11 protein-coding genes are annotated in these 11529 nt (G+C 71.4%); 8 read left to right on the top strand and 3 right to left on the bottom strand.

Annotation, left to right across the window (positions count from 1 at the left end; all coding sequences use genetic code 11):
• The 3 genes from AB0C99_RS38655 to AB0C99_RS38645 form a co-directional block, all read right to left on the bottom strand.
• Positions 1 to 230, bottom strand: a 230-nt coding sequence (locus tag AB0C99_RS38655; RefSeq protein ID WP_362485048.1) for a hypothetical protein, incomplete at its 3' end; no start/stop codon positions are given.
• 5 nt (positions 231 to 235) lie between these two features.
• A complete protein-coding gene (locus tag AB0C99_RS38650) occupies positions 236 to 1927 on the bottom strand; it encodes a hypothetical protein (RefSeq protein ID WP_362485046.1) in 1692 nt (563 codons plus the stop codon).
• A 1225-nt stretch (positions 1928 to 3152) separates the two neighbouring features.
• Positions 3153 to 3881: a GntR family transcriptional regulator gene (locus tag AB0C99_RS38645; protein ID WP_362485044.1), complete on the bottom strand. Its 729-nt coding sequence runs from the start codon at positions 3879 to 3881 to the stop codon at positions 3153 to 3155.
• A gap of 164 nt (positions 3882 to 4045) precedes the next feature.
• Between AB0C99_RS38645 and AB0C99_RS38640 the strand changes: the two genes are divergently transcribed.
• The 8 genes from AB0C99_RS38640 to AB0C99_RS38605 all read left to right on the top strand — a co-directional run bounded on the left by AB0C99_RS38640 (position 4046) and on the right by AB0C99_RS38605 (position 10653).
• Positions 4046 to 4333 (top strand): hypothetical protein, encoded by a 288-nt coding sequence (locus AB0C99_RS38640; RefSeq protein ID WP_362485042.1) that lies wholly within the window; start codon positions 4046 to 4048, stop codon positions 4331 to 4333.
• Between the two features lie 158 nt (positions 4334 to 4491).
• Entirely contained in the window at positions 4492 to 5151 is a 660-nt protein-coding gene (locus tag AB0C99_RS38635; protein WP_362485039.1) for a WhiB family transcriptional regulator, read from the top strand.
• Positions 5152 to 5257: 106 nt separating this feature from the next.
• On the top strand, positions 5258 to 5623 hold the full coding sequence (locus tag AB0C99_RS38630; protein WP_362485037.1) for a hypothetical protein: 366 nt from the start codon (positions 5258 to 5260) through the stop codon (positions 5621 to 5623).
• Complete coding sequence (locus tag AB0C99_RS38625; protein ID WP_362485035.1) at positions 5620 to 7062, top strand: hypothetical protein; 1443 nt, start codon at positions 5620 to 5622, stop codon at positions 7060 to 7062. The genes AB0C99_RS38630 and AB0C99_RS38625 overlap by 4 nt, the downstream gene beginning before the upstream one ends.
• Before the next feature lie 76 nt (positions 7063 to 7138).
• The gene (locus tag AB0C99_RS38620; RefSeq protein WP_362485033.1) at positions 7139 to 7333 is read left to right on the top strand and encodes a hypothetical protein; all 195 of its coding nucleotides are present in this window, start codon (positions 7139 to 7141) and stop codon (positions 7331 to 7333) included.
• Positions 7330 to 7875, top strand: a complete 546-nt coding sequence (locus tag AB0C99_RS38615) for a hypothetical protein (RefSeq protein ID WP_362485031.1) — start codon at positions 7330 to 7332, stop codon at positions 7873 to 7875. The genes AB0C99_RS38620 and AB0C99_RS38615 overlap by 4 nt, the downstream gene beginning before the upstream one ends.
• Positions 7875 to 8381, top strand: coding sequence for a hypothetical protein (locus AB0C99_RS38610; protein ID WP_362485030.1), 507 nt, complete (start codon positions 7875 to 7877; stop codon positions 8379 to 8381). Before AB0C99_RS38615 ends, AB0C99_RS38610 begins: the two co-directional genes overlap by 1 nt.
• Before the next feature lie 61 nt (positions 8382 to 8442).
• Positions 8443 to 10653, top strand: coding sequence for a hypothetical protein (locus AB0C99_RS38605; RefSeq protein WP_362485028.1), 2211 nt, complete (start codon positions 8443 to 8445; stop codon positions 10651 to 10653).
• Positions 10654 to 11529: the final 876 nt, after the last annotated feature.

Raw genomic sequence — 11529 nt, 5'->3', positions numbered from 1 at the left:
GGGCCGCCGGTGTTGCCGAGGTTGAAGGCGGCGGTGGTGGTGGCGCCGGCGAGGGTGGGGGCGGCGCCGGCGACGTTGAACATGCGGGCGTTGAGCCGCACCCCTGGTGCGGTGCGCCGGCCCCGCGGTGCGGTGGTGCGGAGCTTGCGTCCGCCGACGGCCGTGAAGTTCCCGCACCACCGCACCACCCGGCGTGCCGTCCCGGGCAGGGTCGGGGCCCGGACGGGCATGGTGGTCAGACAGCCGCGGCGGCGATCTCCACGATCCGATGGCGGACACAGACGCTGCGGGCCGGGAGTGCGGGGCGATCGCACGCCGCACCGTCCGCACCGCCGATGCACGTCACGGGTTCTGCGGCCGGGCCGGACCAGCGGGGCGCGACCTGCGGCAGCCCGGATGCCTCAGAGCGGCAGAGCAGGCAGGAGCCGTCGACCAGGGCCTGGCCGATCAGGAAGATCCGGGCACCGCACCCGGTGCACGTTCCGCGCGGGGGTCCCGCGGGCTCGGACCGAGGGGCCGGGACAGGGCGGCGGATGGCGTCGTCCAGGACGCAGTCCGTGCAGGAGCCGGCAGGCCCAGGCCGGGTGCCGTGCTCAGGACACAGGCCCTCCGCCAGGCGCTGACTGCGCTGGCGTGCCGCAGCACGGTCGGCGACGACCTCCGCGCACACGTCGCAACGTCGCCCGGTCGACCACATGACGCCGCTCTCGCAGTCCTGGTGGCCGCAGCCCCAGCGCGGCAGAGCCACGCCGAGCAGCCACCGGCCCGGATCGTGGATCTCCGAGGCCATCGTCCGGGCCGTGCGGATGGTGAGGCGGTGGCTGATTCGCTCCGCGGCCATCCCTTCGCGCAGCTGCCGGCCGACTTCCCGCGCGATCTTCCGCGCGACGAACGGGCTGTCGACCCGCTTCAGCAGCCAGTGGACCGGCTCCAGCACCGCGTAAATCTCCGGGCTCAGCGTCAGCTGCGGGCCGCTGTACGCCCGCCGGGAATCCGTTGACCGGCCGGTCGTCGGCTTGGGGATGACGGGCTGGTTGTCTGCATCCGCGCGCAGCGCGAGAACCGCCGAAGCCCTGCCGCGTGGCTTGGGGACCGGCGGGTTTTCCACAGGCGCAGCGCCCTCTACTACCTGAATCTCGCCTACGGCGGGTGAGTCAAGCGCACCCGCGTCCTCCGGTCGGTCAGTCCTAAGTGTTTCCTCATTCGCGAGGGATCCCTCATCGGCCAGCGGACCCGAACCCTTACTAACCGGGGGACTGTCCGCCTCAGCCGGAAGGATGCCCGCCCGCCCCTGCCGGGGGCGTTCCGCGTCGTCGCCGGGGGCCGGGTCGGCCGGGCCGGTGACCTCTTCTTCCCCCGGCGAGGCGGCAGGGGCGATGTCGTGAGCGGTGAACAGGTGGCGTCCCCGGGCTCCCGCGCGGCGCCGAACGGTCAGCCACCGGGCCGTCTCGAGCTCGTCGACCACCTGGCCGGCCGCCGTCGCGGTCAGCGGCTGGCCGGCCTTCTTGCCGGAGTGGTGGACCAAGGAGCCGGCGAGCTCCCCCTCGGTCAGCTGGATGCCCACCGCCTGCGCATACGCGATGATCGCGTACGCGCGCAGCTGGCGGGGCGTGAGGTCCTCCGCGGCCGCCACCGGCACCCACACGAAGGTCTCCGTCCGCGACATGGGCCTGGTCCGGCGGAGAGCCGAGGTCCCTTGCCCGCCGCGCAGCGTGCGCCGCTGGGAGACCAACTCCACCACCTGGTCCGGAGCGGGCCGCGCCAACTGCGCGAGTCCTCTCTCCACGGAGGCCTTCGAGAGATGCAGGTAGGAAGCGATCGTCGCCGACTTCGCCTGGCAGCCCTCCTCGCGCATGCCGAGCGCCTTCACCTTCACGTACACCGCCAGCGCGACGTCGGCGTAGAAGGGCGAGGTGACCAGGCGCATCGGCACCTTCACCCGCTGCCGTCGTACGGGCGCGCCGCAGACCGCCGCGGCGGGTCCCGCTGCCGCCGCCGGAGCGGGGTGCTCGCGTGAGGCGAGCGGTGAATCAGAGGAAAGAGCGGTGGTGGGCACACTTCTCCTGGCACAGCGGCCCATGGCTCACTGCGCTGGGTTTCGCAGCCCCCGCCGGTCACAGAAGGGGCTGTTGTGTTGTCGATGTGGGCGCGGTCCTCGGCCGGTCAGAGGTGGGTGTCGGCCATAGAGGTGTGCGGGCCCGGCTCGGTGTGACGGGGAAGGCGGAAGAATTCGGCCCCCCTTGTCCACACCCGGACCCGCCGCCTCCTCGGCGCCTCTCGGACCTGGCCGGAACCAGGGGCTGACCTGCAGGACAAGGGGGTGCGTCAGAGCCGTTCTCCCCTCGCCCGCCGTACGAGCCGGCGAGTCAGCCGAGAGCGGGATGAACCGCGGGCCGGCGACGGCGCGGCGGAAGGCCGTCAGCAGCCGGACAAGGGGTGCGGGCCGCGGCAAGAAGCCGTACCTGCGCGGGCCGGGGCATCCCGACGGCGTACATGCGCGAGGAGCCTCGGCGCGCGGATCTGGCCGCGCGGGCCGGGGCAGTGGCCGGGATCAGACCCTGTCGGCGGGTCCTGAGCTGACAAAGGGCATGGCGGTACTGCAAGATGTACTCCGTCCTCTCCGGGCCTGGCCCGGGGTACGACAAAGCCCCGCTTGGGGCAGCTGCTGGTGAGGCAGTGATCATCAGACCGTGAGGTCTGAACCTCGCTCAGGGGAGCGGCAAACTCCTGCTGAGCGGTGAAGGCCGGGTCGAGGAGCGGCAAACTCCGGGACCGGCGGAGAAGGGCGAGGAGCGGCCTGGCAAAAGGCGCCCGCCCGGCGAACTACGACATCCCGCCCCCCTCAACCGGGGCGCTGCGCCCATCGCGCGAGCCGCACAGCAGAACAGCCCGCCGCAGCGACGTCGAAGACGCCGCTCGATCAGCAGGCTGACTGAGTGCTTGCGCGTGGGTGCGGGTACGCTTCACCACGAGACACCGCCTTATCGGTTCTCGGTTCGATAAGCCCCCGCGACTTGCTCAAGGTCGCGGGGGCATCGTGCATTTTCGGGGTCGATGCTAGATCGACTGGATGTCACCCTATCCCCATACCTGTCGTATGTGGACAGCCGATTGTTGGTCGCCGCACATGGTGCGTACACACCAAAAACCTGTCATGTCTCGGGCACCGCAGGCGGATTCCCGGCCGACCGCGACAGGTGCACACGATCGGCGCGAACCGCCGTCAGCTCGCAGAAGACCGGCTCGCCCTGGCGGTAGCCGGTCCGCTGGATGAAGTGCACAGGCGCCGGGCCGGACTTCAGCACGCGGGCCTCGTCGGCGGTTGCAGCTCTGGTGGACCAGCAGCTGCGGACGCCGTCCTGCCCCAGCCCGTGCTCCGCGAGCAGCCGCTCCTCGTCGACGGCCTCCGGCTCCAGGAGCCGGCGGGCCACGTCGGCCACCGACCGCGGGACCCAGAACTCCCGGAACGCCCAAGGGGCACCCGCGTGACGGTGCACGGTGCTGCGCACCGCCACCGTCATCCCGTCCGGGCCCTGGAGGGGGCGGGCGACCTCGGCCGGCGCCTGGCGCAGCTCCGTACGTAGATCCTCGCCGTGGCCGAGCTGCTCCTCGCCGACGGGCAGAAGCTGCCCGCCCTGCGTCCAGACGACCTCGAACGCCGAAGGGGCGCCGACCACCCGGTAGCCGCGCTTGGGCAGCGACTCCACCAGCCCTTCCTCGACCAGTGGTCCGAGGCCTGCCATGACCGTGTTCCGGACCACGCCGAACCGCGGAGCGAGCACCCGGCTGGACGGCAGGAAGCTGCCCGGAGTGAACTCGCCAGCCACGATCGCGCGGCGCAGTTCGGCAGTGACCTTGTCCTGCTGGCTCGGCTGCGACATGAGGCACATCTTGCCGTACCGGCGCGGGCGGCCCCGGGCCCTGGTCCCCTTCATCGGGCATCCCCCTTGACGTGATCGATCTTCAGGTGCACCATCATCACACATCTGGCTCATCTGGAACGAGCCAGATGAGCCAGATGTTTCTGTGAGTGATGGAGTCCGCCATGAACGTCCGAACCCGAATCACCGTTGCCGCCGCCCTCACCGCGGCGCTGGCCCTCGGCGCCACCGGCTGCGCCCTGGACGGAGGCAAGGCCACCCAGCCCTTCATGGACGCGCCGAAGGGCGCGATCAACAAGCAGCCGATGGACATCGTCGTGATGAGCGACGGCTTCTCTAACGTCGGCGCGAAGTGCGACGGGCCGAACCGCGTCTACGTGATCTTCCACGGCGACGACAAGTACGGCTCCGTCGCCGTCGCCCCGAACGATCCGCGCTGCACCACCCGCTGACCCCGGACCGTGCCCGAGCACGGCGCCCGCGGGCCGGGGCGGCCACCCCCGCCGAACGGCCCGCCCGATCCGCGCGCTCCACGCAAGCGGCCTCCGGGGCTGGACCCCCGGAGGCCGTGCGGAGCGCGTCGCCCCCGCTTCACAGGAGACGACAATCCATGAACAGCACCATGATGGCAGGCCAGCCGGCCCTCGCCGAGACGCCGTCGGCCGCCAACGGCACCGACGAGACGGACATCGCCCTCTACCTCGCCCAGGCCGACCCGATCGACGTCCTCGCCGCCGGCGGGTACCTCACCGGCCGCGACGGCAACCTCATCGCCCGAGAACTGCGCCGACCCCAGCTGCGCAAGGCCCTGGAGCACTCCGTCTGCCACACGGTGGCCCCCAACCCCGACCACTTCTACCAGGGCGACGAAGAGCCCGACGCCACCTGGCGCCGCCGCAGGGCCGCCACCGTCCGCGACCACTGCGCCGTCTGCCCCGTCCGCGCCGTATGCGCCGAGCTCGCCCTCAGGGACGACGACCCGCACGGCGTCCGCGGTGGCCTGTCCCAGCAGAAGCTCGCCGTGCGCCTGAAGACCGAGCACGAGCGGCTGGAGAGCGCCCGCGCCGAAGACACCCGATCCGCGCGCGCCCAGACCGACCGGATCCAGGCCGGCGCCGACGTCCAGCGCATCGCCCAGCAGTACACCGGCAACTCCATCCCGGCCACCAGGCGAGCCGAGAACACGGCCGCGATCCGCGCCGCTGTCCAGCGCCGCGACAACCTCCGCCGCACCCACCGGATCGCGGCCGGCTGGACGGAGGCGGCGTGATTCACCACCCGCACCTTCCCCATGCCGCGGCACCCTCGCCCCCCGCCCAGGCCGGCGCCACCACCCCGCGGCAGCCCGCCGGCCGGCCGGTCCGCGGAGGTAACCGATGATCCGCTTCATCCGCAGGGGCAGCCTCGCCGCCCTGCTCCGGACAGCGGCGACCGCGCGCCACGAGGCCCGCACTGCCCGACGCGAGCTGGCCGAACTGCGCAACCGCCACCGCCAGCTGATCAGCCACCTTGCCCGGCGCGAACCCGCCCAGATCGTGGCCGTGCCGATCCACGCCACGGCCGCCACCGACCAGATCAGCCCGCTGGCCCCCCTGCTCCTCGCGCTGTGGCACCAGGCCGCCCTCGAGCGCGAAGCGTTTCGGACCTGGGTCACCGAAGAACCCGCCCTCGTCACCGCCACACAGCTGCAGGCGCGAGCCGCCAAGGCTGCCAGCGAGGCCGCCCGAAGGGACAGCCCGTGACCTTCGACCAGCTCCCGGGAACGACGCTCCCCATCACCGAACTGCTCACCTCCTGGCAGTTCGTCGCCGGCACGATCGTCCTCACCCTCGGCCCGGTCCTCGCCCTGCGCCGACGGCGGGCGCTCCACGCCACCCTCGACGACAAGCAGCGCTCCGCGGCCGCCGACCTGTACGGACGCCGCGTCGAAGACCGCCTGACGATGGTGATCGCCGCAGCGGCAGCTGCCCTGTCGGCGACCGGGCTGCGCCGTGTGGGCCGTCACCAGATGGGCCTGAGCGACCCGTTCGACCTTCTGCCCTTCATCGCTCTCGACGTCGCCGCTATGGTCTGCGGGCGCCGCGCGCGCCGCCGCGCCCGTGCCGGCGAAGGACCGGGACTGTCCGGGGTCCTCTTCTGGGTCCTGGCCGGCACCAGCTCCGTGTTCTCCGCGGCCGAAGCCGCCTCCCTGCTCGGCGCGGTCGTCCGCGCGGTGTGGCCGGTCCTCGCCGCGGTCCTGTGGGAACTCGGCTCCTTGGAGGAACGCCGTGCCGCCCGCAGCAGCCGCGCCCGCCCGGACCGCCGTCTGACACTGGTCCGCTTCTTCCACCCCATCGAGGCCGTCCGCGTCGCACTGCTCCTCGCCGCCCGCCAGGACCTGGCCCAGGAGGAGGCCACCGCCGAGGTCCGGATCTCACGGGCCGCGTTTCGCTGGTACCGGCTACGCCGAGCCCAGGAAGCAGTTCGGAAGGCCGGCCGACCGACCCGCTGGGCATACCGGCTCCTGGAGGCACGGGCCGACAGCCGCGCACAGAACGCCAGCGAGCGAGCCCGGTGCGCCGACCCGGCCGTGCTGGAACAGGTAGTCGGCCGACTGCAGCTCCGCGTCCGGCAAGCGGAATGGGCCGGTATGAATCTGCGCTCCGCTGCGGCCTTCGAAGCCATGCGCGGCACCCTGATCGGAGCCGCCGGAACGGTTCCGCCTCATACCGGCACCGCCCATACCGGCACCCCGGATGACCCGGCCGTCACCGAAGAACCGCAGGTGGGAACCGGTATGGGGGCCACTGACGGTATGACCGACGTCCTGACGGACTCCGAGGTGGAGGAGCGGTTCGTCCGCCTCGTGCCCCGACGCCGCGACGGCAAGCTCGCGTGGGGCATCAACAAGTGCGCCAGCGCCGTCGGCATCGGCACACCCCGCGCCCGCAAGTTCCACAAGTCCCAGGACACCTGGCTCCCGGCCGCGGTGAGCCGGTATGGCACCGGCACCGCAGTCCCACTGGAACGACACGTCGACCAGGCCCTGGCCCTGGCCAACGAGGTTCCCAAAGCACTCGCCTCCGAAGGCCAGCCGACAGCCCTGACCTTCGACGACGAGCTCCTGCGCGCCCTGGCCGACGGCTACGACGAGCTTCCCGGCTCGAAGCTCCTCGTCCCTGCAGGCGCCGGCCGCCGCTGACCCGCTCCATCTACCTCGCTCCGCGGATGCCGGCCCGGCCGCCCGCGAGCTCCCGAGATCCCGTGAGGACCCAGCCATGCCCAGCACCGCCAGCACGCAGGACCTGTCCTTCGACGAGCACGTCGCAACGGCGCTCGCTCTCGTCGCCGACCGGCGAACCACGCCCGCCCCGCACGTCCCGGCCCGCCTGCGGCACGCAGGACGCCGACCCCTCATGCTCGTCCCGCCCCTGCCCGGCCGCACCATCAAGGACCGCGAGGCCCACCGATGAAGATGCTCTCGACCGGGCGCCGTCGAGCAGAACCCGCCGTCGCGCCCCGGGCCCAGCCGGGCGCCGTCTCCGCCGCGATCGGCGGAGACGAGCTCAGGGCCCGGGCCTACGTGAAAGCAGCCCTGGGTGAGACGGACGCCTTCCCCTCGGCCCGGCACGGCCACGACGACGTTGCGAGTGAACCTCCTGCCGCCGTCGGGGCTGAAGTCCATCACCACCACTACTACTACGCCGATAAGCAGGCCCCGACCGCCGGCCGGGACCGGTTGTTCGACTTCTCCTGGATCGTCGCGGACAAGGCACGCCTGAGCGCAGTGGTCGCAGGCGGGCTGATCCAGCCCGCCCTCTACACCCTGGCCCACGACGCCGGCTCCGCCGCACCCATCGGCATGGCCTTCATGGCCGCCCTGGTCACCGGCTCCTGGCGGCTGCGCTACCCCAACGCGATCACCCGATGGCTGTTCACCCTGAACATCTCCGTCGGCGTGCTCTACGGACCCACCTTCCTCCTGATCGTCACCGCCCTGACCGGAGCCTCCTGATGTTCACCCCCGCCACGTACGTCACGATCGGCGGTCTCACCGTTGCCCTCTCCTTCCTCGTCTGGCGCGGGGTGCGCTTCTTCCGCCACGACCACCGCAGCTGGAAGGCCCTCATCCCCTTCCTCCTCGGCCAGGCGCTCGGCATGCTCTCCGTCCTGTGCACTGGGGGAGTGCTCGGGTACTTCTTCGGGTTCGTCGCCCACGTCATGAACATGGGCGGCGACAAGGTCCTCTCCGGTGCGACCGGAGCGGCCACCCCCGCAATCCACGGCGGGGCCCACCCCGGGGTGATCACCCCGGCCGGCGCCATGGTCCTGGTCCTGCTCTGTGTGGGCCTGGCCACCGCCTGGAAGTCGATCACCAAATCCGTCTCCCTCGACTTCGGACTCGGCGCCGCTTCCGGCAGCGGACTCGGACTGTCCGCAGGTGGCGCCGGCCTGGCTGCCGCCACCCTGGTCCCCCTCGTCAACGGCATCGGCCTCCAGATCACCGGCGCCTTCAACTGATCCACGCCGCGGTTGCCGCCGCCCGCCCGGCGGCAACCGCAGCACCGCCAGGAGCAGCAGCATGTCCGCCTCCCCCGCATCCTTCGACGAGTTCGACAAGGAAGCCGTCGACTCCGCCGGCCCCCGCGACGACCCCAACGAGCCGCAACCACCGAGGCGACCCGCCCGAGGTGCCGCACTCGCCGCGTGCGTACACAAGATCGCCCTCCGGGAGCGCTCCGTCCTCGCCACCGGCACCCGCCACACCGCGCGGCAACTGAGCCGCTGGTGGAACGCCCAGGACCTCTCCACCGAGTACCTGACCGCCTTCCACCTCAACCACCAGCACACCCAGTGGAAGAACCGCCGCACTGCCGACCTGCAGGAGATCAACACCCAGCTCAAGCACTGGAAGAACTCCAGCGAGCACCAGGCACACCGCCAACGCGCCCTCTACTCCCGTGAGGCCAACGCCGTCCGCGGAGAGACGTTCACCCCGCGCCCGCCCAACGGCGCCGACCTCGCAGCCACCCGCACCGCCCGGGCCCGCAACCGGCACCTGGGCACCACCGTGCTGCTCGCCATCTCCGTCGCCCTCGCCGCACAGAACCCCGCCCCCGCCGCCTACACCGCCGGCACCGCCACCCTGCTCGCAGGAGCAGCCGCCTGGGTCCAAGGCCGCCGGCCCACCGTGCTGAACCCACCGCCACCCGACCTCAGCTTCCCCATGCCGGAACCGGTCCCCGGCGTCGCCGACGCAACCGAGCCCGACACCGCCCCCTACCCCATCGCCCGAGCAACCACCAGCGATGAAACATCAGAGTGCATCCTGCGCGCCCTGCGGGCTGAGAACATCCCCGTCGCCGAGATCACAGACGTCGAGCAGCAGCCCTGGGGCTGGCAGTCCACCGTCCGCGTCTCCAAGGGCACCCCCGCCGCGATCATCAACAAGGCCCCCGACCTCGAGACGCTCTTCGACCTCGGCAAGGGCGACGTCATCGTCCAGCCGCTGAAGAGCCGCACCGCCTGCGCGACCCTCCTCCTACGCCAAGGCGACATGTTCGCCGACCTGCCGCCCGCGCCCTACCTTGCCCCGAAGTCGATCAGCATCACCGACCCCGCCGTCTACGGCGGCTCCGCCAACGGGCGCCCCCTTGCCTTCTCCCTCGCCGGCCTCATGGGCGAGGTCATCGCCCGATCCGGCGGCGGCAAGTCCACCCTGCTGCGCGCCCTGGTTGACGTCACCACGGCATGCCGCGACACGGTCACGCTCTTCCTTGACCCCAGCGGCGACGGACCCGGGCCGTACGAGGACGCGATCCGGCTCACCAGCCTCGACCCCGCGACCACCGAGCGCACCCTGCTTTGGCTGCACTGCCTGGCCGCCGGCCGCGCCCGCGTCCGCCGCGGTCTCGGCATGGGTGATGCCTGGCAACCGTCACCTCAGTACCCGGCAATCCTTGTATTCATTGACGAATTCCCCAAACTAACCGAACTTTCCAAGCTACTTGTTGCCTCTCTCCTCCTTATCGGCCGCAAGGAGGGGGTGTGGATCGTCTTCGCCGCGCAGGGCGCCACCACGGCCTTCCTGGGCTCCAACCTGGCCCAGCAGCCGGCCCTGAAGATTCTCGGCCCGTGCCGGGACGTGGACGTCAAAGCCGCCCTTGGCGGCGGCATGATGGACGAGGGCTGGCTCCCGCACCGCCTCAACCCCAAGTCCGGCGACGACCTGCGGCAGTGCGCCCAGGTCTACATCGAGGGCGCGCCCGGTATGCCGGACGAGCCCATGATCCACAAGGTCCACCACATCACCCTCGAAGAGGCGAAGCGCCGCGCAGCTGAACGGGCTGAGGCTGGTCTCGTCGAGATCGACGAGGCCAGCCTCGCCGCCGCGCTGGGCGCTCCGCTACCGGACTTCGTTACCGGCGCTGGAGACGACCGCCTCAGCGAGCCGCCCACCTGGGAGGAGCTCCTCCGGTTCACCGGAGCGGCCGGCGCCCCGGTAACAGAGCAGCCCGCGATCGCGCGACACCTGCTGGCCGCCTTTGCGGAGCACGGCAACCCTCCCCACCTCACCGTGACCCAGCTCCTCGACCACCTGCGGCAGGCCGACCCCGAGCGATGGGGGCGCTGGGACAACCGCGAGGAGAACACCCGCCTCCGCGAAGCCGGCAAGGCCCTCGCCCGCGCGCTGCGCTCCTCGGGCCTCACGCTCACCTCGCGCCGCGTCACCGATCTGGCGGGCAAGCCGACGGCCTACCGTCTCGCCGACCTGCGCGATGCCCTGGAGTGACGCCGAAGGTTGCTTAAGTCTGCGAATGAGCACCTGGCTCACGGTCGCGTTCCGCGCTCTGCTTCCTTGTCCGGAGACTGTCTGCTGTCCGTCCTTTTGAGCGTGCCTCGCCTCGACGGACGAACGGCAGACGAAGGCAGGTTCGTTCGCCACCGGCCAAGACGCCTTGGACAGCTGGGAAACGAAACGGCCGCAGGAGCAACAAGCCCGGCCCGTAGACCCTGCGTCCAGGGAGATCTCTCCCCTCCATCCTGAAGTCCATAGGGGAGGAGATCTCTCCCTGATCCCGGTCGGGCAGCCCCGCATGCGTCCTGGGCAGGAGTGATCTCTCCCTTCCGCGCGACGGAGAACGGAAGCGCCGGCCGAGAACTGCCGGGGGAGTGACATCTCCTCCCCCGTGGCCCAGCGGCCGATTTCACGGACGCTCTTGTGCCTGGGGGAGATCTCTCCCCCAGGCTGAAGGGCCGTCTGAGGGCTCGGGAACGAGCTGGCCGGGACCGAGCAGGGTGGTTCCGTTTGGGGTTCTCTTTGGGGTCCCGTTTGGGGTCCTCTTTCAGGTTCCGTTTCAGGTCCCGTTTGGGGTTCCCTTCCATTCGAGTCGCCGGAAGCCAAACGGGCAGGTCACAGGCATGGACAAGGGGACCGCGGCACGCCGACTACTTCCCTACGGGCCTATGGCGGAGCTGGATGGACGTGCGAAGAGACATCAGCTGGAGCGGGAGAGAGCAGGCGGAGCCGGCGCACGGACGGAGGAGGAGCGGGGTTGGAGCGGTACGGACGACGGACGGAGGAGGAGCGGGGTTGGAGCGGTACGGACGACGGACGGAGGAGGAGCGGGGTTGGAGCGGTACGGACGACGGACGGAGGAGGAGCGGT

It is taken from the genome of Streptomyces sp. NPDC048659 (genome assembly GCF_040650575.1).
Lineage (GTDB): Bacteria > Actinomycetota > Actinomycetes > Streptomycetales > Streptomycetaceae > Streptomyces.
The sequence above is the reverse complement of the archived record's forward strand: the minus strand, read 5'-3'. Positions and strand labels throughout refer to the sequence as shown.